The 23331-nt window shown below is 63.7% G+C and carries 19 protein-coding genes and 2 pseudogenes; 9 read left to right on the top strand and 12 right to left on the bottom strand.

Features of this window, described 5'->3' with window-relative positions; genetic code table 11:
• Window positions 1–318 precede the first annotated feature (318 nt).
• The 5 genes and pseudogenes from JZY08_RS23270 to JZY08_RS23250 form a co-directional block, all read right to left on the bottom strand.
• The gene (locus JZY08_RS23270; protein WP_080722942.1) at window positions 319–1341 is read right to left on the bottom strand and encodes an FAD:protein FMN transferase; all 1023 of its coding nucleotides are present in this window, start codon (window positions 1339–1341) and stop codon (window positions 319–321) included.
• Window positions 1322–3531 (bottom strand): annotated as a pseudogene (locus JZY08_RS23265) (PepSY domain-containing protein). Before JZY08_RS23265 ends, JZY08_RS23270 begins: the two are co-directional and overlap by 20 nt.
• A 12-nt stretch (window positions 3532–3543) precedes the next feature.
• Entirely contained in the window at window positions 3544–4011 is a 468-nt protein-coding gene (locus tag JZY08_RS23260) for a DUF2271 domain-containing protein (protein ID WP_023513012.1), read from the bottom strand.
• A 268-nt stretch (window positions 4012–4279) separates the two neighbouring features.
• Complete coding sequence (locus JZY08_RS23255) at window positions 4280–4795, bottom strand: cytochrome b (RefSeq protein ID WP_023513013.1); 516 nt, start codon at window positions 4793–4795, stop codon at window positions 4280–4282.
• Window positions 4796–4849: 54 nt separating this feature from the next.
• Window positions 4850–5245 carry a PepSY domain-containing protein gene (locus tag JZY08_RS23250; protein ID WP_088016575.1) on the bottom strand — a complete coding sequence of 132 codons (396 nt, stop codon included), beginning with the start codon at window positions 5243–5245 and terminating at the stop codon, window positions 4850–4852.
• Window positions 5246–5391: 146 nt separating this feature from the next.
• Between JZY08_RS23250 and JZY08_RS23245 the strand changes: the two genes are divergently transcribed.
• From JZY08_RS23245 to JZY08_RS23235, 3 genes are read left to right on the top strand one after another with little or no spacing between them, the layout of a single operon-like run.
• On the top strand, window positions 5392–6051 hold the full coding sequence (locus tag JZY08_RS23245) for a response regulator transcription factor (RefSeq protein ID WP_024271189.1): 660 nt from the start codon (window positions 5392–5394) through the stop codon (window positions 6049–6051).
• The gene (locus JZY08_RS23240) at window positions 6048–7376 is read left to right on the top strand and encodes an ATP-binding protein (protein WP_216331793.1); all 1329 of its coding nucleotides are present in this window, start codon (window positions 6048–6050) and stop codon (window positions 7374–7376) included. Before JZY08_RS23245 ends, JZY08_RS23240 begins: the two co-directional genes overlap by 4 nt.
• A 44-nt stretch (window positions 7377–7420) precedes the next feature.
• A complete protein-coding gene (locus JZY08_RS23235; protein WP_023513017.1) occupies window positions 7421–8686 on the top strand; it encodes an MgtC/SapB family protein in 1266 nt (421 codons plus the stop codon).
• Between the two features lie 158 nt (window positions 8687–8844).
• On the opposite strand, the gene JZY08_RS23230 is transcribed toward JZY08_RS23235, so the two are convergent.
• The 4 genes from JZY08_RS23230 to JZY08_RS23215 form a co-directional block, all read right to left on the bottom strand.
• Entirely contained in the window at window positions 8845–9084 is a 240-nt protein-coding gene (locus JZY08_RS23230) for a YdcH family protein (protein WP_023513018.1), read from the bottom strand.
• A 35-nt stretch (window positions 9085–9119) separates the two neighbouring features.
• Window positions 9120–9521, bottom strand: a complete 402-nt coding sequence (locus tag JZY08_RS23225; RefSeq protein ID WP_023513019.1) for a hypothetical protein — start codon at window positions 9519–9521, stop codon at window positions 9120–9122.
• A gap of 316 nt (window positions 9522–9837) precedes the next feature.
• On the bottom strand, window positions 9838–11817 hold the full coding sequence (locus JZY08_RS23220; RefSeq protein WP_035219802.1) for a cation-translocating P-type ATPase: 1980 nt from the start codon (window positions 11815–11817) through the stop codon (window positions 9838–9840).
• A 2-nt stretch (window positions 11818–11819) separates the two neighbouring features.
• On the bottom strand, window positions 11820–12515 hold the full coding sequence (locus JZY08_RS23215) for a VIT family protein (RefSeq protein ID WP_216331792.1): 696 nt from the start codon (window positions 12513–12515) through the stop codon (window positions 11820–11822).
• A 348-nt stretch (window positions 12516–12863) separates the two neighbouring features.
• Between JZY08_RS23215 and JZY08_RS23210 the strand changes: the two are divergent.
• A pseudogene (locus JZY08_RS23210) lies at window positions 12864–13445 on the top strand (LysR substrate-binding domain-containing protein); the annotation flags it as partial.
• A 217-nt stretch (window positions 13446–13662) separates the two neighbouring features.
• Here JZY08_RS23210 and JZY08_RS23205 read toward each other — a convergent pair.
• The 3 genes from JZY08_RS23205 to JZY08_RS23195 are packed head-to-tail and all read right to left on the bottom strand — an operon-like array spanning window position 13663 to window position 16747.
• On the bottom strand, window positions 13663–15036 hold the full coding sequence (locus JZY08_RS23205; protein WP_035219806.1) for a Dyp-type peroxidase: 1374 nt from the start codon (window positions 15034–15036) through the stop codon (window positions 13663–13665).
• Window positions 15037–15039: 3 nt separating this feature from the next.
• Complete coding sequence (locus JZY08_RS23200; RefSeq protein WP_035219808.1) at window positions 15040–15651, bottom strand: hypothetical protein; 612 nt, start codon at window positions 15649–15651, stop codon at window positions 15040–15042.
• 40 nt (window positions 15652–15691) lie between these two features.
• Window positions 15692–16747 carry a catalase family protein gene (locus tag JZY08_RS23195; RefSeq protein ID WP_046407435.1) on the bottom strand — a complete coding sequence of 352 codons (1056 nt, stop codon included), beginning with the start codon at window positions 16745–16747 and terminating at the stop codon, window positions 15692–15694.
• 188 nt (window positions 16748–16935) lie between these two features.
• On the opposite strand from JZY08_RS23195, the gene JZY08_RS23190 reads away from it, so the two are divergent.
• The 5 genes from JZY08_RS23190 to JZY08_RS23170 are packed head-to-tail and all read left to right on the top strand — an operon-like array spanning window position 16936 to window position 23241.
• Window positions 16936–17559, top strand: a complete 624-nt coding sequence (locus JZY08_RS23190; protein WP_035219811.1) for a TetR/AcrR family transcriptional regulator — start codon at window positions 16936–16938, stop codon at window positions 17557–17559.
• Window positions 17556–18053: a thioesterase family protein gene (locus tag JZY08_RS23185; RefSeq protein ID WP_202903057.1), complete on the top strand. Its 498-nt coding sequence runs from the start codon at window positions 17556–17558 to the stop codon at window positions 18051–18053. The genes JZY08_RS23190 and JZY08_RS23185 overlap by 4 nt, the downstream gene beginning before the upstream one ends.
• A complete protein-coding gene (locus JZY08_RS23180) occupies window positions 18050–18916 on the top strand; it encodes a 3-hydroxyacyl-CoA dehydrogenase (RefSeq protein WP_035219813.1) in 867 nt (288 codons plus the stop codon). Before JZY08_RS23185 ends, JZY08_RS23180 begins: the two co-directional genes overlap by 4 nt.
• A 27-nt stretch (window positions 18917–18943) precedes the next feature.
• Window positions 18944–20710, top strand: a complete 1767-nt coding sequence (locus JZY08_RS23175; RefSeq protein ID WP_035219816.1) for an oleate hydratase — start codon at window positions 18944–18946, stop codon at window positions 20708–20710.
• A gap of 41 nt (window positions 20711–20751) precedes the next feature.
• Window positions 20752–23241: a heavy metal translocating P-type ATPase gene (locus tag JZY08_RS23170; RefSeq protein ID WP_216331791.1), complete on the top strand. Its 2490-nt coding sequence runs from the start codon at window positions 20752–20754 to the stop codon at window positions 23239–23241.
• Window positions 23242–23331: the final 90 nt, after the last annotated feature.

The raw sequence follows: 23331 nt of genomic DNA, 5'->3' as shown, positions 1-23331 counted from the left end.
GCTATGATCCGGGCCGACTTCATGGCCTAGTAAAGTCGTAGGAGCTACGGCGGTTAAGAAATTCCTACATTAAGCAACCTGTGATGAAATAAACAGCAGAGAGATCAGAAATTAAACTTGATAAATTTCAAAAGGTTAAGCGTGCAAATCCGCGCCTCTCACGTTCTGGCGCATTCTCCACATCAACTGTCGCGATATGAAATCTTGGGTTGAATGGAATTTGGAAGCCGATACGGGGTCCCGTTACAACGTCGATTGACAAGAATAGCTGGCCAAAGTCCAGCCACCACCAGGAGGCACGGCCATTTTCCGGTCCTGTCAGTCCGAATTGTGCGATTGCTTCAAACTTTGCCCATAAACCTCAGGAACCCTTCGACAGGTCTCCCGGCCTGCCGAAAAAAGAGGTCCTGTCGCTATCGGCCGGACCCCGCCCGAGGCGTCTCGCAGAAGAAACAGCACGTCTAGGCCAAGGTGCTGGGCAAGCTCGGTCCCGGACGTCGGACCGAGAACCGTCAACGCGGTCGCCCAGGCATCGGCTTCAGCGCAGGTTCGCGCGACGACCGTGACCGAAGCGGGCGACGACAGTAGCGGCGCACCGCGGCGCGGATTCATGGTGTGCGAGAGACGGCGACCGTTCACGACAGTCCAATGCCGGTAATCGCCAGAGGTGGCGACCGCAGCCTCCTGCAAGGCGAGGACGGAGTGCGGCGCTCGACGGGCCGCGTCGGGACCTTCTACGGCAATGTTCCACGGTTCACCATCGGGGCGCAGACCGAGCGCCCTCATCTCGCCGTCAATTCCCACGAGGCCGGAAGTTATGCCGAAGCGCCCGAGGATCGCGACCAGCCGGTCGACGCCATATCCCTTGGCAATGCCGTTGAGGTCGATCGTGATCGGCGCGCGCTTGCGCACCGCCGCGCGAACAGGATCGAGCTCGAGCGCCACATGGGCGGGTTGGCGCGATGTCGCGAGTGCCCTCCGGATCAGGGCCCGGTCGGCCGCTTGCGGGCCAAAACCCCAGGCAACGACCGCATCGCCCACGCCGATATCGAAAGCTCCGCCCGACGCACGGCCGATTTCGAGCGCAAGATGCAGAACGTCTGCCAGACGCGCCGGCACATCGATCCAGTCGCCGACGGGACCGGCGTTCAACCTCATCAGAGCGCTGTCGGGCTTCCAGGTGGACATCTGCGCGTCCACCTCGTCCATTTCCGCCTGAAGAGCGTGTCGAACCGGCTCCGGATCGAACCCTGCCTCCGTGTAGAACAGCGCGGACCAGCGCGTTCCCATGGTCGGTCCGTTGAGCGCGTGCCTCATCGGATCAGTAGACGTCTTCGACATAGCATCCCTCCGCCTTGAGCAGGGCCGGCGTCAACCCTACCGGCGCGAGAATCTCGGCAAGCGCCGCCGAAACGCCGACGGCCATATCCCGCCCACCACAGACCATGATGCGCGCGCCGCTGCGGATCAGGGCTGCGATCTGGGCGGCATCCTCAAGAAGAGCGTGCTGGACATAGCGCGGCATCCGCCCGCGCGAGCAGGCCCCGACGAGCCGGTGAAGGCGCCCTTCGCGATGCCAGCGCGTCAGTTCGTCCTTGTAGAGGAAATCGCTGGCAGGATGACGCATTCCGAAGAACAGGTGGATTGGACGGCGACGCGCATTGGCGCGCACGAAGCCCGCCAGCGGCCCTATCCCTGTTCCAGCTCCGATCAGGATCAACGGTATCCTGCTCCTGCCGGCATGGAAGCCGGGATTGGTTCGGATGAATGCGCGAACGGCACATCCTGGCTCCAGATTGAAGAGCTGCCCGGAACAGAGCCCCGCCGGATGCTTCTTCACGACGATCTCGATGAAGCCATCGCGCCGTCCCGAAGCCAGCGAGTAGAACCGTGGAACGGACGAACCCTCGGGCAGCACGCCGAGAAGATCGCCTGCCGAATATCGACCGAAGCCACGCCCGGCCAACCGATGCCAGAACGGGACTTTGGGCAGCACGAACCGCACAGGATCACTGTCGGAGCTTGCACCTCCGCGCCGTATTCGCGTCGCGAAACGAGGGTCAATGGGGAGGCCGCCAGCAAGGCTGGCCGATGGACAAGCTCCAGCCCGATCCCTATTGCCTCGCCCAGCGATCGTCCCCAACGGGCAAAATCCTGCGGCGACTGCCGGTCGACGGTTTCGTATGGGATGAGCGTGCTCCACCCTCGCGCCTCGGCGGCCCTCGCAACGACCTGGGCAAAAGCGCAGTAGGCCGGGAAGCTGCGGTCACCGAAGCCGAGCACGGCGATCGGAATGGTTGGCTCTACCGGCAGGGTTTGCAGGCGATCGAGAAACCCCCGCGCCGAAGCGGGCGCATCGCCATCGCCATAGGTTGCCGCAAGAATGAGAACGCGCCGGGCATGCCGGTAGCGTTCAGGATCGAATGACGACATCGGCGCGGTGTGAACCGCCTGCCCGAGCTTCGTCAGCGCGGCGTGCAGTGTCGCAGCGAAGCTCCATGTGCTGCCGCTCTCGCTGCCGACAAGCAGGATCGTTTCCGCACGTCCAGCCGTTACATTGCCGTGAATCCGTGGCCGCCCGCGCCGACCCGCCAGCCACAGGATGAGGCCGGTGCCCGCCATCGCCGGCACGCCGAGCGCCATCATGCCGAGCACGAGGCCCAAGGTGGCCGCGCCTCGACCGGTATGCAGCATATAGATAGTCTCCGAGAGACGCTGCCATCCGGTCAGGTCGCTCCAGGCCAGCAGCACGCCGGTGCCCTGATCCAGATAGCCCGTGCCGCGATCCGTCTTCAGCGTGAAGACATCCGTCGCATCGGCCGGATCGGGAAACGCCAGGCTGCGCAGTTCGGTGACCGGTGTCCGTTTCAGCAGATCCATATGCGATGCGGCCATGCCGGTCCGGCCGCTCGCCTCGATGTGGGCGACGGGAGATGTGGCCGCGTCGGGAAGGAGATCGAATGTCGACGCCGTCATCCACAATGCGGTGGCCGAGGACAAGACGAGGCCTGCGACGGCGACGCGCGCGATCTCGACATGCAATCTTCCGGCGAGCGGCCCGCGTATCGGCGCGAACCATCGCCGCCAGCCGCCGGCCCTGCGGGCGACGAGCATAGTGCCGGACACAGCCAAGACCAGCATGGCGGCAGCGCCCACTGCCGCTGCGATACGCCCGCCGTCACCGAGAAAGAGCGACCGGTGCAGACCGGTAAGCCACTGCTCGACGGCATTCGGATCGCTGGAGGCGACACCCAGCCCTGTTGCGGGATCGATGATGGCGGCCTGAGGCGCCCCACCCTCAAACCAGTAGGCGGTGATCTTGCCGGAGGGCGCGCGACGTATCTGTTCTATTTGAGGGTGGATGGCGAGGATACGTCCGGCCAGCGTCCCGACGGAAAGCCCTGCCTCGGCCTGCGGGGCGGACAACCGTTCGGCGGCGGGAAACAGCGAGAGTGCTGCACCGCTAAGGCTCAAGACCAGCAGAAAAAGAGCGGCCAGAAGGCCTGGCCAGCGATGGATGACACGGATCATGTCGTCTACCGCCTAGAAGGAGTAGGCAACGGTCGAGACGTAGCGTCGACCGCGAACGGTCGTCTTCGTGCCCGCAGTGGTCAGGGGAACGGCGACCTCGTTGGGGCTGTCACGCATGTCCTCCACGGCTGCGTCGACATGCAGCGTGTAACCTGCGTCGAAAAGCGCATCGGCAAGGTCGAGCGAGATCTCCAGCGTGCGCCCCGCACCGACGCTAGCGCCGGTAATGCCGTCGATACCGGCGCGGCCGCCAGTGGCGCGATACCAGCCCGATAGATGCTCGTAATATTTGGACTTGCCGCCAGCGACCCAGAGCGTGCCGGCATATTTGCCCTGGGGATCGGTGACGTAGAGCGCGAGATAGGCGCCGTCGCCGCCATAGTTGGTCAGCGTTGTGGTCAATGTCACCGGCCGGGCCATGGCGAGGCCAGGGAACGTGAGGGCGGTTGTCATGGCGAGAGCTGCGAGAAGCGATTTCATGTCGGCTTGCCTTCTGCGAGGAAACGGTGTCCGGGTCGTCGCAGAGCGCCGACCCGTCCTCGTCACTGTGGCGAAGCCGCCTGAGGGCTGCCTGACGGCCATCGGGATTTTCCGTCAGCACTTCGTCAGGAAACATCGGACACGGTCAGGTCCGCAGCAGATGCAGGAGCGACCGGCCTGTCGGCAGGCCAGCCGCGAAAGCTCCGGGGACTGAACAAGACGGCAGCCAGCCACGCTCCGCTCAGGCGCGTGGCTGGCTGCCGCTGCGTTAGCGCGGAGACATCCGCTGCAACGTCCCGTCGCGCAGGACGTACTGGTGCCAGACCGCCATCGCGGCATGCAGTCCGGCAAGGTAGAGGATGATCGTGCCGGCATTCTCATGAATGTCCGCGATCAGGCCCGGTGCGCCCTGCACCCGCTCGGTGATCGCCGGAAGCTGGAAGCCGAAGAAAGAAACGGGAACACCGAGGCGCGACGCCGCGTACCAACCGCTCAACGGCAGGGCAATGAGGAACAGATACAACAGCACATGTCCGGCTTTGACGGCAAGGGCGAGACGGCCATTGGACTGCGGCGCGTCCGGGGTTCCGCCCGCAAGGCGCAGGATCAAGCGCGGAAGCACCAGGACGAGCACGGCCAACCCGAACGAGAAATGCAGCAAGGGCGGGTTTTCGGCCATATGACGGCCTCCCGTCGAGGTCAGCCAGGCCCCGAGGATCAGCAGGGCTGTCAGCCAGTGGATGACGATCATGCTTCTGGAATAACGGGCCGGATCATGAGGCATGGCGGGATCTCCTTGCGACGGTCGCAGCGCTTGAGCGATAGCGAGATGGGATTGCTACTTGATGGTGGTCTTGGGCCGCACGGTCGTCCCGAGCAGGGTGTTGGAGGATGTTCCGCCTACGGTGTCGTTCTGCGAGGCTGGCGGCCGCTGACGCCTCGATCCGTGACGGTCGTCATCGCGATCCCTGTGCCGGAACTTGACGATTTCGAGGGTTTCCGGATCGACCTTGGCCTTGAAAGCCAGGCCATTCCGGTCGGTTCCCCGGATTTCGTAACAGCCGTCATCGATCTTGATCCTGGCAACGGTCCAGCCTTGACTGGCGGCCATTGTTTCGACCGCTTCCCGCGGCTTCCATCGATCCATCGAGACATGGCAATCGTCGTCGTCAGCCTTGGCGATACCGGGACCGGAAAACGCCAGAACGAGGATCGCGGCCAGCAAATGTTTCATCGTTTCATTGTTCCTGATCAACGCGCTTTCGGGGGGAACCATGGCACGCTCTCCTGACGAACGCCTGAAGCAGCGATGGGGCGGTCTTCAGCAAACCGACAGCATCGGACGCTAGGCAGGAGGATGGCGAGACGGGTGACCCTGGGATGAGAGTTCTACTGATCGAAGACGATGCTATCCTCGGAAAGGCCGTGCGCGAGCAGGTTGCCGCCCTCCACTCGGTGGACTGGGTGACACGGCTCGATGCGGCGCGCGAACATCTCCAAAGCGCGGCATACGATCTCATCCTGCTCGATCTGATGCTCCCGGACGGATTGGGCATCGCCTTTCTCAAAAAGCTTCGAGCCGAGGGCAGCGTGACGCCGGTCATCATCCTGACGGCGCTCGACCAGATCTCCGACCGCATCGCGGGCCTCGATGCCGGCGCCGACGACTACATGATCAAGCCGTTCGATCTGTCGGAACTCTCCTCGCGGCTGAATGCGGTGGCGCGGCGATACAGCGGCAACCCGAATCCTCTCATCGAGATCGGCGACCTGCGCATCGATCTCGCCGCCCGGACCGTGATGCACGGCGCGCGCCCTGTTGAGCTTACCGGTCGCGAATGGGCGCTGTTCGAAGCATTTCTGCAGCGGCCCGGCATCGCGATGACCAAGGCGCAGCTCGAAGATCGGCTCTATGCATTCGGCGCAGAGGTCGAGAGCAATACGATCGAGGTTCACGTCAGCAGACTGCGCAAGAAGCTCGGCCACGGCGCGATCGATACGGTGCGGGGCATCGGGTATCGTCTTGGAACGGCAAGATGAAGCGGCCCAGGAGCCTGCAATGGCGGCTCTCGCTATGGCTGGGGCTAGGGCTAACGGTGTTATGGGCACTTGCCGCGGTCGTGACCGCGCAGATGCTGCGCCACGAAATGGACGAGGTGTTCGACAGCGCCCTCGAAGAGACGGCGCAACGCATCCTGCCGCTTGCGGCGATCGAGATCATCGGCCGCGATGCCGACGACACCGAACAGCGCGTTGCCACGCTCCGCCAGCACGACGAGTATTTCACCTATGTCGTGCGCGATGCCGCGGGCAAGGTTCTGCTGCGATCGCACAGCGCCGATCTCGCGGCATTCCCGCCGTTTTCCGGAATGGGCTTTGCCACGACGCCGACGCACCGCCTCTACTCCGACGCGACCCTCCAGCAGAATCTGACCATCACCATCGCGGAGCCCCTGTCGCATCGCCGGATGACCGCCGGGCGACTGTTGCTCGGGCTGAGCCTGCCGCTGGCCGTCATTGTCCCGCTCGGCTTGATCGGCATCTGGGTCATTGTCCGGCTGTCCATGACCCCGGTTCGGACCTTCCGCTCGCAGATCGAGGCGCGCGGCGGCGGTGATTTGACACCCATCGACGCGGAGGACCTGCCCTCGGAGATCGGCCCCGTCGCCAAAGCGGTCAACCACCTCCTGGACCGATTGACGCGTACCTTGCAGGCCGAGCGCAGCCTGGCGGCCAAATCGGCCCATGAGCTGCGGACACCGGTGGCTGCTGCACTGGCGCAGGCGCAGCGCATGATCGCGCAAGCGCCGGACGACGCCACGCGCGAGCGCGCCGAGGATATGCAGACCGCCTTGCGGCGCCTTTCCCGCCTCACCGAGAAACTCATGCAACTGGCGAGAGTCGAGGGCGGACGCCTTCTCGCCGAGGCGCCGGTCGAGATCGGCGCCATCCTGCGGATGGTTGTGAGCGAATTCGACGGGCAGGCCGAGACTGCAGGGCGCATCGACCTGACACTGCCAGACGCGCCGGTATTCGCAAGCATCGACGCCGACGCCTTCGCCATCCTGGCCCGGAACCTGATCGAAAACGCCCTCAAGCATGGCGTGCGGGACGAACCGGTCGCCGTCACCTTGTCGGCAGACGGCTGTCTGCGCGTCACGAACGCCGGCCCGGTCGTGCCTTCCGCAGTGCTTGCGCGGCTGAGCGAGCCCTTCGAGCGCGGTCAGGCTCTGGTGCGGGGGGCCGGCCTGGGGCTCGCCATCGCCCGGACCATTGCTGCCGGAACAAATGGACGGATAGAACTCCAATCTCCCGCAAGCGGCAGGATTGACGGGTTTGAGGCAAGGTTCTTCATAGACAAATGATCATCGACATCGACGCCAGATGCTGAAAGGCAACTCGGGAGACCATGGACACTGACGCCCTGCTCAGCCGCCTTGCGGTATCGCTTTCGATCGGTCTGCTGATCGGCCTGGAGCGTGGATGGCGTACCCGCAACGAGGAAGACCATCTGCGCGCGGCAGGTCTACGAACGTTCGCGCTGACCGGTCTCACCGGCGGCATTACCGGCGCCCTGGCCCGGCAGTTCGACTCTGGCCTCGTGATCGGTCTTGTTTTCCTCGGGTTCACCGCGGCATTCGCCTCCTACCACTGGCTCGAAGCGCGGGCCGAGCGAAATTACAGCGCGACATCCGTCGTCGCCGGCATAGCCACGTTCCTGCTGGGAACGCTTGCCGTCGTCGGCGACCTTGCAGCCGCCATCGCCGGGGCTGTTGCCACGGCTGTGCTGCTTGCCCTGCGCGAGCCGTTGCATCGTTGGGTCGCGTCGCTGAGCTGGAATGAGATCCGGTCGGGCCTGACGCTTCTGGCAATGACCTTTCTCATGCTGCCGATCCTGCCGAACAGGCCGGTCGATCCCTGGGGCACCGTCAATCCATATGAGATCTGGTTGCTGACCATCCTGATCGCCGCGGTCTCCTTCGCCGGCTACGTCGCCGTCCGCGTGTTCGGGGACCGGCTTGGCGTCCTGATGACGGCGATCGCGGGCGGGCTCGCCTCTTCGACAGCGACGACCTTGACGCTGGCAAGGCTTGCCCGCCGGCACCCCGAGTCCAGCACGCTGCTTTCCTGTGGCGTGCTTCTTTCCGGCTTGACCATGATCATCCGCGTTGCAGTCGTGGCGACGGCCTTGAACCCAAGCTTGCTTCCGCATCTCAAATGGCCATTGCTCATCGGCGGTGGCGTGCTCGCCATCGGCGCCGGGCTCCTGCTGCTACAAAGTCGCGGCTCCTCCGAACAGCCGGAACTTACGATCACCAACCCGCTGGAATTGGCGCCTGCCCTGAAAATGGGGACACTCATCACCGTGGTCATGGTGGTGTCGCATCTGCTTCAGCAGTCGTTCGGGAATGCGGGCGTTCTGGTGACCGCCGCCGCTTCGGGCATCGCCGATGTGGATGCGATTTCGATCTCCATGGCCCGCCTGGCGTCGCATTCGATCGAGCCCGGTCTTGCGGCAGATGCGATCCTGATCGCCGTGGCCATGAATACACTTGTCAAAGCCGTGATGGCGGCATGGGTCGGAGGCTCAAGGATCGGCGGGCCCGTCAGCGCCCTTAGCGTGCTCGGCCTTGCGGCCGGCATGGCAGCGTCTCTGTATCTTGGCCGTTCGTGAATTGAGGGGGAGATTGCGGCCGGGCATGCGGCCACACTCGGGCCTTGATGGGTCGGTCTGGTCGGCTGTAAGCGATGGTTTCGGGGAGAGTGGTGTCGCTGATCTCCCCGAAATCGGGTAATGCAAGCGGGGCAGCAAAACGCGGCCTCGCAGTCCCCTCACGCGTTGCGGAGCGATGCCACGATCTTGTCTTTTAACATCAGCCGCTGGCGGCGCAGATCGGCCTCGGCTGCTTCGGAAATGGCGTCGAGACGTGTCTCGGACCGATGAATCTTGTCGTTCACCGCGTCATATTCCGTCAAAACATGCGCAAACTCCGGGCTTTTCGCCTTCAGGGCATGAATGGCGTCCATCTGGTCTGGGAATTCGTCGCCAAGAGTGTGAGGTGTATTCGACAAGGTTCTTTCTCCTTTTCTGCAATTTCGCCCCGGCGTCAGGGCTTTTCGACGCGCGCGACCTGATAGGTGACAAACGCGCCTTCCCGCCCGACCGAGATGTATTCGCCAAGACGGAAGCACTCCTCGCCCAGGCGGAAACCGATCTCGTCGTCCCGATCACCCGGCTCGTAATCGAAATACCACTGCCCGCCGGGCTTGCGCCGCAACAGCCCGATGCGGGCCGTCTTACCGTCCCGAAAATATCGGACGCGACAGGCGTCGCGAGATTTCTTCCATTCCAGCGGATCAAGGAATCCTTCGTGGTTGAGCGGAACCAGAAGATCATAGCCTTCTTCCCGATCTCCCTCCGGATGGTCTTTGCCGCGAGCGAGAACCAACCGCACGTGGTGGAAACTTGAGGGTAGTTCTTGTGCCTTGACCACGATCCGATCCTTCATTTCCCCCCCTGATACACCATTGGCAAAGGAACGTTCTTGATCTGGCGCAAGTGAGACGAGGCATGTGTTATCCGATGCCGGCGACTATCCGGAACGGTCGAGATGGGCCTGCGTCAGGATGACCGCGCCGATCGCCGCAGGCTGAACCGGAAGCTTCTCCCAGTTAAGCTCGCGCAGGTTCTTGAGCCCCTGGAACAGCCCGCAGTCGATAAGGATGCGGTGGCGCGCCGAGCGATGTCAAAGTCAGCATCGGTGTCCCTTTGCGGTTTTTAGGACAGGGAAGGTCCGGCTGCCGCCCAATCAGCACTGGGTCCAATCATGGTGTGGTGGGCGAGGTCGCCCGCGATCCGGACGTGCTGCCCGTTTGATCCTGGAACTCAATTTGACGAGAATGGTGGAGATAGCCGTCGGTGGCGCGGATTCGGTCCGACAGGAGGCGTAGGCCATTCAGCACGACCAGAACGGTGCCGCCTTCGTGTCCGATCACCGCGAGCGGAAGCGGCAGGTCGAAGAACAGGCCGCCGGTCACAAGTACCAGCATGGCGCCGATCGCGAGGACGAGATTCTGTCGGATGATGACGGCCGTCCGCCGTGCAAGCCGGTGCGCATCGGCCAGCTTCTTCATGTCTTCCGACAGCAGGGCGACGTCGGCGGCCTGCAGTGCGACGTCCGACCCCGCCGCGCCCATGGCGATGCCGACGTCGGCGCGAGCCAATGCGGCGGCATCGTTGACGCCATCGCCGACGAAAGCGACCTTGCCATCACGCGCGAGGTCGCCGACCTGGAGCACCTTGTCCTGCGGCAGCATCTCGGCATGAACCTCGCCGGGCGCAAGGCCAAGTTCCGTACCGATGCGCAAGGCCACCGGCCTGCGGTCGCCGGTCATCATCACGATGCGGTTGACGCCACCGGCGCGAAGCGCGGCCAGCGCCGGGGCTGAGCTGGCTCTTGCTTCGTCCGCAACACTGACCGCCCCCAGAACGGTCGCACCGCGCCCAAGATAGACCACGGTCTGAGAACTGTCGGCGAGTTCACGGAACGCCGGATCATCGACGGAGGCGCCCATGTCCTCGACGAGGTGAGCGTTGCCGGCCCATATCGGGCCGAAGGAATCGTAGCCGACGATGCCGGCGCTCGGATGCGACGTAACGTCCACGACCGCCACCGGCTCAACGCCATGAACCAGGGCCTCACGACGGATGGCGGCAGCGATGTGATGCTCGGAATGCGCTTCCAGCCCGGCAAGGAGCGAAAGGAAACGGCGATCCTCACCATCCAGGGCGACAATGCGCGTAACCTCTGCACGTCCATTGGTCAGGGTCCCGGTCTTGTCGAACGCGAAGGTATCGACAGCGGCGAGCGTTTCGAGCGCACCGCCCCCCTTGAACAGCACGCCGCCTCGCGCCGCGGCGGAGAGCGCCGACAGGATCGCTGCCGGGACTGAGATGACGATCGCGCAGGGACTGGCGGCGACCAGGAGTGTCGCGGCCTTGTAGAGGGCCTGTTCCCAGTCGCGGCCAAGCCAATAGAAGACCGCAAGGGCCAGAGCGGAGCCCAGCAGGACACCGACCGTATAACGCTGGCCGAACCACGCGCTGAAGCGCTCGGACGGCGCCTTCGCTTCCTGCGCCTCGGTGACGAGCTGGATCATGCGCGCGATCGTGCTGTCGCCGACCGTCCTGGTGACCGTCACGTCAAGGACCCCGTCAAGATTGACGGTCGCCTCGAAAACCTGCTCGCCCGGTTCCTTGGAGACCGGCATCGACTCACCGGTGATATTGGCTTCGTCGATTCCGCCACGGCCATGCAGGATCACACCGTCGGTCGGCACGCGTGCGCCCGGACGCAGCACCACCACATCGCCGACGGCAAGCTCCGCAGCAGGAACCTCCACCGTGGTCCCGTCCTCTCCTTTGCGGAAAGCCGTCTCCGGCCGGAGCGCCATGAGCGCCTCAACAGCCCTGCGCGCGCGTCCCAATGCCTGGTGCTCAAGCGTGGTCGACACGCTGAACAACGTCAGCAACACCGCGCCTTCGAACGGCGCCCCGACGATCGCCGCCGCCACGGCCGCGACGACCATCAGAAGATCGATGTCGAGGATATGATCGCGCCACAACGCCGTCAGGGCGCTCCAGGTGGCGGGAAGCCCTCCGGCCAAATAGACCATCGCCAGACCGGGAGATCTTAGAATGGAAAGGCCTTCCGCCGGCGGCCAGGTCCCGGCGACGGCCAGCATCATCCCGAGGACCGCAATTGCCGACATGACGGTCTGGAAATCGAGCGACAGACGTTTCATCGTCACACCGCCCGGCCGATCACGGAGCCGATCAATGCGGTCGAGGCCATCGCGACAGCGCCCCAGAACACCACCCGGATAGTCGGTTTCCAGATGCTGGCGCCGCCCGCCCGTGCCCCGATTGCGCCGAGGATGGCAAGACCGATGAGGCAAGCAAGGGACACGGTCCATGCAGCCGTTCCGGCCGGCGCAAGCAGGGCGACGATCAACGGCAAAGCCGCACCCGCCGCAAACGTGACCGCCGAGGTCAGCGCAGCTTGAACCGGTCTTGCCATCACATGGCTCGCCAATCCGAGTTCATCCCGCGCATGGGCTTCGAAGGCATCCTTCGCCATCATCTGTTCGGCGACCTGCCGGGCCAGCTCTGGGGCCACGCCGCGCTGCTCGTAGATTGCCGCGAGTTCGGCCAACTCGGCCTCCGGCTGCGTCGCCAGCTCGTGCCGTTCCCGCGCCATGTCGGCTTCCTCGGTATCGGCCTGCGAACTGACCGACACATATTCGCCCGCCGCCATCGACATCGCCCCGGCCACCAGACCGGCAACACCGGCAACAAGGATCTCATGCGAGGCGTTTGTCGCCGCGGCGACACCGACGATCAGGCTCGACGTCGAGATCAACCCGTCATTGGCACCCAGTACAGCCGCCCGAAGCCAGCCTATCCGTTCGATGAGATGAGTTTCGTTGTGAAGGGCGCGCATGAATGGTGCTCCGAGCAGTGATTGTGTGTGCAGCGGGATGATGCTGCGTCGACGCAACCTCATTCCGTGATGGAAGGAAAACGCAGAAAAATGTTCAGTTTAGAATTATTCTAACTAAAGGACTAATTCAAGATACAACCGGCCTTTGGAACCTCACTAGCCAACCACACGGTCTACGCCCATTGGGCGATCACCGGATCCCGGCAGGTCTGCGATCAAGACCAAGATCGCTCGCCCGCCGGACGACCCGGTGTCACCCACAGATAGACAGCTTCGAGGCTAAGCCTACTCGCAAGGCAACCATCGCTAGTCCAATTCCGTCTCCGGCGACGTACCGATGGTACTGCCATCGCGCCGGCTTTGCCTGGCTTCCTCGACAAATTTCCCGAGATCGACATCGACCTCGGCGTCACCGACCGCTCGGTGAACCTGGTCGAAGACAGCATCGACTGTGTGCTGCGTGTGGGGCCGCTCAACGACTCAGGCCTGATCGCGCGGCCTATTGGAAAGTTGCTACTGATCAACGTCGTCAGCCCAGCCTATGTGACGCGGCATGGCACGCCAGGCTCTCCTGAAGATCTGGGAGATCACTGGGCGGTCAATTATGCTTCTCCGACCAGCGGCCGTGTTGAGGATTGGGAGTGGCTGGAGCAAGGGAAGCTGCATCGGGTTCCGTTGCGCGGGCGGGTCACTGTCAACAGCGCCGAGGCCTACATCGCCTGTTGCCTCGCAGGCCTCGGCATGATCCAGATCCCAGCCTATGACGTGAAACAGCATCTTGAGGCGGGAGAATTGGTCGAGGTGATGCCCGGCCATCGAGCCGAGCTGATGCCTATGACGTTACTCTATCCCCACCGCCAGCACCTTTCACACCGGCTGCAGGTATTTGCCGATTGGCTTGAGACGCTGCTGAAGGACAAGCTCTTATGAAGAGCAAAAGCCACCCGGGATCCGAAACGCCTGCGCTCAAGCGATGCGGATGACCGAAGCGTCCTCGCCGATCATGCGTTAGAGGCAGTTTTTGCAGACGTCAGGATTACCGATCGGGCCAGACGCGACTGGCAAAGATCATGGTGAGGCCGAACGCAGCGATCCTGATGAATTGCACGTTCATCTTCACAAAGGCCAACGACTGACCGGCGGGTTCCTAACCCCAGCTCCCGGCCGCCAGCCATTTGAGCGCGGACAGGCTTGGCATGAACAGATATTCGCCGCCCTTCATGACATTGAAAGTCTGCACACCGTCGATGCGCTTGCGCGCCGGCGCCTGCGGGATCGTGAACCGGCCATCATCCTCATGCAGGCCAACGATCGGATCGCGCTCTTCGCCAAGGTCGACGAAATTGCCTCGGTTGATCCACTCCTGCTGCATGAACTCGATCGTGTCGTAGGCACGCGCGCTGATGAAGATGAAGAACAGGCCGCGATCGCCGTTGGCATCGTCCTCAGGCCCCACATCCTCGGAATAAACCGGCCCGAAGGTCGAGGAACGGCGAATGATGCGGTGGATGTTGACGTCGGTGAGCAGCGTCAACTCGGAATCGCGGGGATTCAGCCGTCGCATATGGCAGCCGAGCGGCACGACGCGGCCTTTGGGATCGTCCTTGAAGGTGAAGTCGTTGTTGCGCTGCGGATCGGCGCCGAGGTCGGGATCGTCGTGATCGTGCGCCAGCGTCAAGGGTGCGCCGGAGCGCCAGCGCCCGAACATCTTGGCGGCAAGGCGCTCGCGTTCCTCCGGCGTGTCGCCATGTGCCTTGAGGAAGGCGTTGAAGCAACCGACCCGGCTGTTATACTTGCGCATTACGACGAAGGTGCCGTTCCTTCCGAGAACCGCAGGCTCGGGCATGCCGAGCGGCTGGCCGTTCTCGCTCTCATAGCCGAGGATGAATTCGCCGGCCTTGATTGGCCGCTCCTCGCCTGGCAGCGGATCAACGCCGCTGCCCTCCACTGCGGGCTGGGAGATCGAATCCCGGAAACCGAACGGGTTTTTCGCGCCGTCCGGCGCGCCGAAGCGATGCTCGCCGAGCAAGGTGACGCCGCTGCTCCGGTCGAGTTCGGTGCGCGCCGTCGCCAGCGCCTTGTCGAGCGCATCATCGTCGACCGCGTAGATGGTCAGCGCGAGATGGCAGTTGCCCGGCTTGAACACCTCTTCCCAGTTTTCCGGCGCGTTGGGTCCGAAGTCGCGAAGCTGCTCCGCGCGTGCGGCCATGCCCTGCTGGAACGGGAGCGGAAAGGTCTTGAGCTGGGCGTCGGGAACGCCGAGCGCCTTCAGACCCTCGAAGCTGAGCGCAGCGCCGATCCAGAAATCGAGATCCTCGCTCCAATTGTCGGCCGAAGCGATATGCGGTGCCAGCCGGCCGAGAAGATTGCGGGCTCCCGCTGCCTCGTCGAAATGGAGCATGGCGTGAACGCCGACATAGGGTTCCGGCCGGCTTCTGAGGATCAGCGCCTGGATGTCCTGCAGGTCGAGCGTGACGCTATCCCGCGAGAAGTGCTCTTTTAGTTTCTGAAGGATCGCCATGGCTCAGCCCACCTTGTCCAGGAATTCGTTGACGGCATGTTCGAGCCGTTGGAGCCGGCGCACATCGACGACGGTGACCTGCGGATTGGCGACGAACCAGCCGGCGGCGGTGATCTGATGCTCGGCGATGAAGTCCTTGACCTCGGGGCTGGCGATGCCCGGCCAGCCCTCGACCGAGGCGAAGATCAGGTCCATCAGATCGGGGATCTTGGTGGCGAAGTCGTTGATATAGGTGTCCCAGTCGCCGTCATAGGCGGTGGCGAACAGGATGCGGGTGTCGTTGTCGAAGAACACGAACCGCATGTTGTGCAGCGTGCCGACCTTCTGCGCCCCGTCGAAATTGCCGTTCACCAGCCCGAATATGCGTTTCAGCCGATCCGCGCCGCCGGGCTTGAGGTTGGCGATGGCGGTGAGCTCGGAGACATTGCCGGACTGCGCGCCGACGCGACCGGCCGAGCCGGCTGTGCCCTTGAGGTCGGGATTATGCTTCGTCACCATCTGCTCGAGGGCGAGCTTGGCGAGCTGTGGCGCATCGCCAACCACTTCCTCGATGCGGCGGCGGATGGCCTGCAAGCGGGTTTCATCGATCTGCGGGGTTTCTTCGGTCTCGGCCATGGCTGGCCTCCTTTCGTGATTGCGTGTGACGATCGGATCGTCAGTCCGGAATGACGTCGATGCTCGCCGGCTCGACGCGCGGTTGCGCGTTCATTTCGTGGCGGTAGCGGGTGGATCGTTCATAGGCGGCGATGCGCACGCGCATGATCGAGCCGAGTGGCTGATGATCGCGGATACCATGCCAGGGATTGAACGACAGCACATCATCGCCGTAGACGCGCCGCGCCGGCGAATAGGCCTCCTGTGGCGGGATGCGCAGGGTCGCGATCGGCTGGTGCGGCGAAAGGTCTTCCGGCCAGAGCACGGCGGCGTCCTCGACCGGCATCCTGTCGAGATCGGCACAGAGCTGAGCACGGAGCTGATACTCTGCGCCTTGCTCGCGGAAATGTTCAACCACCAGATCGCGCATGGTGGAATCCTCAACCGCGCCGACATCCTTGCCGGTCAGTGCACGGACGTTGTCGGAGAACGGCGCGGCACTGATCTTGGCGATATGGTCGCCGAAGCGGATCGCCGCCATCGAATGATAGGTTTCGCCCAGCAGATGGTTATTGTCGCGAGCGAGCCCGCGCAGCGTGGCGCCGGGCTCGACGCCGACCGCTTCGACTGCCGCCTCCACGCCGCGCGCGACCCCAGCCATCGCTCGCTGGAGAAAGGCCGGGTTCTGGGCATTCTTCTCCAGAAGGCTGATGAGCTGGCGATATTTACCGATCGTGCCGAAGCTCAAGGTCGGGATGTTGACGAGCAGGAAATCCTGGTTGTGGCCCTGGTCTTCGGGGAGAAGCCGCTCGCCATCGACACCGATCACCTTGATCGCCATGCCACGCGGCGCGGGAATGGTATCGGAGTGGATGTCGCCCGGCGCCGAAGAGAGGCGGATCACCACCGGATAGTTGGCGGGTCGGGCGAACAAGCCCTGGCGCAGATGCGAGGGCAGTTCGTGAACGATCAGTTCGCCCTTCAGGAACCCATGGCTTTTGGCATGGGCGTCGCGCACGGCGTGGCGATGACGCTCGAAGGCCCGCCGGTTGGTGGTGGCCATGATCTCGAGGATCTCGGCGGTCAGCCGCTCCTCGTCCTCGCCGAGAACCTCCACGTCCGGGGAATAGCCAATGTAGGTTTGAGCCAAGAGCGCTCCTTCACACTGAGATTTCGTTGCCCAGGAACGATTTCGAGTCGAAATCGCCGTTGATATAGGATATCAGTTGATATCTGGTTTCACTGAGAACGCGGAACCTCCGAAAAGGTTTCGCACGTCTCGCCCGTTGGTTGGAGAACGAACCCATGCCGCTTACGCGCAAGGCCACGCAGCGCCAGACGCGGGACCGGCTGATCGCGGCCGCGCATTCCTCGATTATCGAGGAGGGGGTCGCTGCCATGTCGATTCGCAACATCTGCAGCGCCGCAGGGCATTCGCAGGGCGCCTTCTACTCGAACTTCGCCAGCAAGGATGATCTGCTGGTCGAGATCCTGCAAAGCCATATCCAGGACGAGGTCACACTGCTTCGCGACCTGGTCGCGCACTGCTCCGGCGACGATATCGAGGCGACGCTGCAGGTGCTGGCCGCGCGGCTCGCGAAGTTGGCCGACGAGGCACAATGGTCACTGCTCTCGATCGAATTGCAGCTCCATGCCCGGCGCGATCCGGCTTTCGCCGAGCGGCACCGGGAGGGCAAGGCGGCCTGCTATCGGATGTTCGGTGAGCTCGTCGCCGATCTGACGCAACGCTTCGCACTTCGTCCGGCCTTGCCGCCGATGCAAACCGGTATCGGTCTTTACGCGCTCTGGATGGGACTGGCGGTGCAGGGCGATGTCGAAGGCGCCATGCCGCGCGACGAGATGCTCGTCGGCTTCTTCCGCGCCATGGCAGGACTGGGTTCGTCGCATGAGGAGCAGGCGTATTCGTGAGCGGGATCGTGTCAGATCGTCGACGCATCGGCTGCGATGAGCACGGACACCCACTCGTCGGCGAGGGGGATGAGCATCGGCGCTTCCATATCCGCTTCCGCGCCCGGGACGCCGACATCGACGAACTCGGCCATGTCAACAATGCGGTCTGGGTGACCTGGATTCAGGATGCGTCGGTGGCGCATTGGCTGACGGCCGCGCGGCCGCAGGATCGCGACCGGTTCGTCGCGGTCGTGCTGCGCCATGAGGTCGACTATCGCGGCAATGTCCGGGCGGGAGACGAGGTCAGTGCGATCACCTGGGTCGTCCGAGCGCCGCGGGGTGCCCGCTATGCACGATGTGTCGAATTCCATGCCGAAGACGGCCGGACGATCGTCGCCTCGCTGACCCAATGGGCCCTGGTCGATCGGGAAACCGGCAAGCTGGCCCGCGTCCCGGTGGAGGTGGCGGCTCCGTTTCTAAGTGACGATACCGCGCAGAAGGAAATTGGATGAGCGATATCAGGAAAGTGGCGGTTCTCGGCACGGGAGTCCTCGGGAGCCAGATCGCCTTCCAGACGGCCTATAGCGGCTTCGATGTTGTCGCCTGCGACATCAGCGAGGAAGCGCTCGAACAGGCGCGCGCACGGCTGGCGGCGCTCGTCGAAACCTACACGAACGAGGTGTCGGGCGCGGCTGGCGGCAAGGCGGCCGGGGCGCTCAAGCGGATCGCTCTGCTGAGCGATCTCGGCGCGGCCGTCGCGGACGCGGACCTCGTGATCGAGGCGGTTCCGGAGGTTCTTTCGATCAAGCAGGCGCTCTACGAGAAACTGGCGGGGCTCGCGCCGGACAGGACGATCTTCGCCACCAATAGCTCGACCCTGCTGCCGAGCGACCTGAAGGCTTACACCGGCCGACCGGACCGGTTTCTGGCGCTGCACTTCGCCAACAGCATCTGGAAGTTCAACACCGCCGAGGTGATGGGCACGGACGACACCGATCCGGCCGTGTTCGATGCCCTGATCGCCTTCGCCTCCGCCATCGGCATGGTGCCGATCCCGGTGCGCAAGGAGAAAGCGGGTTACGTCCTCAATTCGCTTTTGGTGCCGCTCCTGAACGCGGCCGCCGATCTGGCGGCCGGCGGCTATGCCGAGCCGGAAGATGTCGACAAGGTCTGGCGGATCGCCACCGGCGCGCCGATGGGGCCGTTCCAGATCTACGACATCATCGGATTGAACACCCCCTACAACATCCTCTCGCATGGCGACGAGCATGCTCAGTCGCTCGCCGCCTGGCTGAAGGAAAACTACATCGACAAGGGCAGGCTCGGCATCGCCTCGGGCGAAGGCTTCTACAGCTACAAGCCCTCCGCAGACTGATCCCAACAAGAAGAACAGGAGTTCGCCATGCACTATAGCAGCGGAAACTATGAAGCCTTCGTGCGTCCCCGCAAGCCCGAGGGCGCCGACAAGAAGACGGCCTGGTTTGTCGGTTCGGGGCTGGCGGGGCTTGCCGGCGCGGCCTTCCTGATCCGCGACGGCGGCGTTTCCGGCGACCGCATCACCATCCTTGAAGAGCTGGAAATCCCTGGTGGCGCGCTCGATGGTCTGGACGTGCCCGAAAAGGGCTTCGTCATTCGCGGCGGCCGCGAAATGGAAGAACATTTCGAGTGCCTGTGGGACCTTTATCGCTCGATCCCCTCGCTGGAGATCGAGGACGCCAGCGTGCTCGACGAGTTCTACCGGCTCAACAAGGACGATCCCAACTTTTCGCTCCAGCGCACGACGCAGAACCAGGGCCAGGACGTGCCCGACAAAGCGCTGTTGACGCTAAACGACAAGGCCCAGAAGGACCTGCTCTCGGTCTTCCTCGCGACGCGCGAGGAGATGGAGAACAAGCGTATCAACGAGGTCTTCGGCGAAGACTTCCTCAAAAGCAATTTCTGGCTCTACTGGCGCACCATGTTCGCCTTCGAGGAATGGCATTCCGCGCTGGAGATGAAGCTCTACCTGCACCGCTTCATCCATCATATCGGCAGTCTCGCCGACTTCTCCTCGCTCAAGTTCAACCGCTATAACCAGTATGAATCGATGGTCCTGCCGCTGGTGAAGTGGCTGACCGATCACGGCGTCACGTTCCGCTACGGCGTCGAGGTCACCGATGTCGATTTCGACATCCAGCCCGGCCGCAAGCAAGCGACCCGCATTCACTGGAAAGAGCGCGGCGTCGAAGGCGGCGTCGATCTCGGGCCAGACGATCTCGTCTTCATCACGATCGGCTCGCTGACCGAGAATTCCGACAATGGCGACCACAGGACGCCGGCGAAGCTCAATGAAGGACCGGCGCCGGCCTGGGACCTGTGGCGCCGCATCGCCGCGAAGGATCCGGCCTTCGGCCGCCCCGACGTGTTCGGCGCCCATATCCCGGAGACGAAATGGGCCTCCGCCTCCATCACTGCCCTCGACGCCCGCATTCCGGCCTATGTCGAGAAGATCACCAAGCGGAACCCCTTTACCGGCAAGATCGTCTCCGCCGGTATCGTCACGGTGAAGGACTCGGCGTGGCTGCTGAGCTGGACGGTTCATCGCCAGCCGCATTTCAAGAAGCAGCCCAAAGATCAGATGATCGCCTGGTTCTACGCGCTCTTTGTCGATTGCCCCGGCGACTTCGTGAAGAAGCCGATGCAGGAATGCACCGGTGAGGAGATCACCCAGGAATGGCTCTATCACCTCGGCGTGCCGGTCGAGGACATTCCCGAACTCGCGGCATCCGGCGCCAGCACCGTTCCCACGATGATGCCCTATATTACCGCCTTCTTCATGCCGCGCCAGGCGGGTGACCGGCCGGACGTGGTGCCGGAGGGCGCGGTCAACTTCGCCTTCATCGGCCAGTTCGCGGAATCGAAGCAGCGGGACTGCATCTTCACCACGGAATATTCGGTGAGAACCCCGATGGAGGCCGTCTACACGCTGATGAATGTCGAGCGCGGCGTGCCGGAGGTCTTCAACTCGACCTATGATATTCGTACACTTCTTGCTGCGATCGGTCCGCTGCGGGACGGCAAGGGCATCGATCTTCCCGGACCGGCCTTCCTGCGCAAGCTGCTGATGAAGAAGCTCGAAGGCACGGAGATCGCCAAGCTGCTCGAAGAGTTCCATCTGATCGAGGAGTGAACAAAGACCGGAAGGCACGCGCGGCGTGTGAAAGGTGATGAATGGCCGACGACGATCAGAAGAGCGAACGCGCCGCCGAGGTGACTGGGGCGCACGGCCATCATCACCATCATGAGCCGGACGGCGAAACGCCGTCCGGTCACGTCGACCATGATCCGGTCTGTGGCATGGTGGTCGATCCCGCCAGGACCGCTCACAAGGCTGAGTATGAAGGCGAGCGTTACGCCTTCTGCTCGGCCGGCTGTAAGGCGAAGTTCGACGCCGACCCCGTGCATTATGCAGCACGGGTAGCGCATGCCGAGCCGCACCATGAGGGTGCTGCTACCCATGGCGATCATTCCCACCCTAGCCACACCCATAGACTTGATCGCCATGAGCATCACCCCGTTGCGGCGTTAACGGCAGCCGTAACGGAGGGCACGATCTGGACCTGCCCGATGCATCCGGAAATCCGCCGGGACGCGCCGGGCAGTTGTCCGATCTGCGGCATGGCGCTGGAGCCGCTGATCGCGGCGGCGGATGCCGGACCCAGTCCCGAACTTGCCGATATGACCCGGCGCTTCTGGATCGGCCTCGCGCTCGCCTTGCCCGTGTTCCTGCTGGAGATGGGCGGCCACCTGATCCCGGCGCTGCATCATCTGGTGCCGATGCACATCTCGATCTGGATCCAGTTCGCCCTGGCGACGCCGGTGGTGCTGTGGGCCGGATGGCCGTTCTTCGCGCGTGGCTGGGCGTCGATCGTCAACCGCAGCCTCAACATGTTCACGCTGATCGCGATGGGGACCGGCGTCGCCTGGGGATACAGCATCGTCGCGACATTCGCGCCGCAGCTCTTCCCGCAGGCTTTCCGTGACGCTGATGGCGCGGTCGCGGTCTATTATGAGGCGGCCGCCGTCATCACCGTGCTGGTGCTGCTTGGTCAGGTTATGGAGTTGCGCGCCCGGGAACAGACGTCCGGCGCGATCGGCGCGCTTCTCAATCTCGCGCCGAAGACCGCACGACGCATCGGGGCAGACGGTGTGGAAGAAGATGTGCCGGTCGAGGCGATTGCGATCGGCGAGCGGCTCAGGGTCCGGCCCGGGGAAACCGTGCCGGTGGATGGCGTGGTCGAGCAGGGGCGCTCATCGATCGATGAATCGATGGTGACCGGCGAATCCATGCCGGTGACGCGCGTAGTCGGCGAAGCGGTCGTAGGAGGGACGCTGAATCAGACCGGCGCGCTCGTCATCCGGGCGGAAAAAGTCGGGCGCGACACGATGCTGGCTCGCATCGTCCAGATGGTCGCGGATGCCCAGCGCTCGCGTGCGCCGATCCAGCGCATGGCTGATCAGGTGTCGGGCTGGTTCGTGCCGGTCGTCATCGCCGTAGCGCTGCTCGGCTTCGCGGCCTGGGGTGTATGGGGGCTAGAGCCGCGTCTGGCGCATGGCCTGATCGCGGCCGTTTCCGTGCTGATCATTGCCTGCCCCTGCGCGCTCGGGCTTGCGACGCCGATGTCGATCATGGTCGGTATCGGCAAGGGGGCGGCCGCCGGCGTTCTGATCAAGAACGCGGAGGCGCTCGAGCGGATGGAGAAGATCGATACTCTGGTGATCGACAAGACCGGGACGCTTACCGAAGGCAAACCGGCGGTGACCCGGATCGTCGCGGCGCCGGGATTTGTCGAGGAGATCATCCTGCGGCTGGCGGCAGGTGTTGAAAAAGCCTCGGAGCATCCGCTTGCGCGCGCGATCGTGGCGGCTGCCGAGGAACGAAAGATCGCCATCCCCGATGTCGCCGATTTCGACTCGCCGACCGGTAAGGGCGCGGTCGGCGTGATCGAGGGACGGCAAGTGGTGCTCGGCAGCACCGCCTTTCTCGCCGAGCATGGGATCGATACGGCGTCGCTCGCCGGGCAGGCGGATGAGTTGCGCCGCGACGGTGCGACGGCGATCTATATCGGGATAGGCAATGCCATCGGCGGCATCTTCGCCATCGCCGACCCGATCAAGGCGACCACGCCTGAGGCACTGAAGGCCCTGCATGCCGAAGGCATCCGCATCGTCATGCTGACCGGCGACAATCGCACCACGGCCGAAGCCGTCGCCAGAAAGCTCGGCATTGATGAGGTCGAGGCCGATGTGCTGCCGGACCAGAAGGCGGCGGTGGTAGAGCGCCTGAAGGCGCAGGGCAAGGTGGTGGCCATGGCGGGTGACGGCGTAAATGACGCGCCGGCGCTCGCCGCCGCTGATGTCGGCATAGCCATGGGATCAGGGACCGACGTTGCCATCGAGAGCGCGGGGGTAACGCTGCTCAAGGGCGATCTCACCGGCATTGTCCGCGCGCGACGCCTGTCGCAGGCGACGATGGCCAACATCCGCCAGAACCTCGCCTTCGCTTTCATCTACAATGCGGCAGGCGTGCCGATCGCGGCGGGGGCGCTCTATCCCACGTTTGGACTGCTGCTGTCGCCGATCATCGCTGCGGCGGCGATGGCGCTGTCGTCCGTCAGCGTCATTGGCAATTCGCTGCGATTGCGCGCCTTGAAGATCTGACGATCGGGCGATCCTCACCTAACGGCCACTGCCACCCGCAAATTGTGCTGAAAGCAAAACCGAGCCGCCATACTTGAATGATCGTTCCAG

Source organism: Rhizobium sp. X9 (assembly GCF_018873185.1).
Taxonomy (GTDB): Bacteria; Pseudomonadota; Alphaproteobacteria; order Rhizobiales; family Rhizobiaceae; genus Agrobacterium; species Agrobacterium oryzihabitans.
Note: the sequence above shows the minus strand (reverse complement) of the source record. Positions and strands in the feature narration are given on the sequence as shown.

Bases quoted from the DNA above. Each gene is read 5' to 3' on its own strand.
- JZY08_RS23270 (WP_080722942.1), bottom strand. From the start codon at position 1,341: ATGTCGAAGACGTCTACTGATCCGATGAGGCACGCGCTCAACGGACCG.
- JZY08_RS23260 (WP_023513012.1), bottom strand. From the start codon at position 4,011: ATGAAATCGCTTCTCGCAGCTCTCGCCATGACAACCGCCCTCACGTTC.
- JZY08_RS23255 (WP_023513013.1), bottom strand. From the start codon at position 4,795: ATGCCTCATGATCCGGCCCGTTATTCCAGAAGCATGATCGTCATCCAC.
- JZY08_RS23250 (WP_088016575.1), bottom strand. From the start codon at position 5,245: ATGAAACATTTGCTGGCCGCGATCCTCGTTCTGGCGTTTTCCGGTCCC.
- JZY08_RS23245 (WP_024271189.1), top strand. From the start codon at position 5,392: ATGAGAGTTCTACTGATCGAAGACGATGCTATCCTCGGAAAGGCCGTG.
- JZY08_RS23240 (WP_216331793.1), top strand. From the start codon at position 6,048: ATGAAGCGGCCCAGGAGCCTGCAATGGCGGCTCTCGCTATGGCTGGGG.
- JZY08_RS23235 (WP_023513017.1), top strand. From the start codon at position 7,421: ATGGACACTGACGCCCTGCTCAGCCGCCTTGCGGTATCGCTTTCGATC.
- JZY08_RS23225 (WP_023513019.1), bottom strand. From the start codon at position 9,521: ATGAAGGATCGGATCGTGGTCAAGGCACAAGAACTACCCTCAAGTTTC.
- JZY08_RS23220 (WP_035219802.1), bottom strand. From the start codon at position 11,817: ATGAAACGTCTGTCGCTCGATTTCCAGACCGTCATGTCGGCAATTGCG.
- JZY08_RS23215 (WP_216331792.1), bottom strand. From the start codon at position 12,515: ATGCGCGCCCTTCACAACGAAACTCATCTCATCGAACGGATAGGCTGG.
- JZY08_RS23205 (WP_035219806.1), bottom strand. From the start codon at position 15,036: ATGGCGATCCTTCAGAAACTAAAAGAGCACTTCTCGCGGGATAGCGTC.
- JZY08_RS23200 (WP_035219808.1), bottom strand. From the start codon at position 15,651: ATGGCCGAGACCGAAGAAACCCCGCAGATCGATGAAACCCGCTTGCAG.
- JZY08_RS23190 (WP_035219811.1), top strand. From the start codon at position 16,936: ATGCCGCTTACGCGCAAGGCCACGCAGCGCCAGACGCGGGACCGGCTG.
- JZY08_RS23180 (WP_035219813.1), top strand. From the start codon at position 18,050: ATGAGCGATATCAGGAAAGTGGCGGTTCTCGGCACGGGAGTCCTCGGG.
- JZY08_RS23175 (WP_035219816.1), top strand. From the start codon at position 18,944: ATGCACTATAGCAGCGGAAACTATGAAGCCTTCGTGCGTCCCCGCAAG.
- JZY08_RS23170 (WP_216331791.1), top strand. From the start codon at position 20,752: ATGGCCGACGACGATCAGAAGAGCGAACGCGCCGCCGAGGTGACTGGG.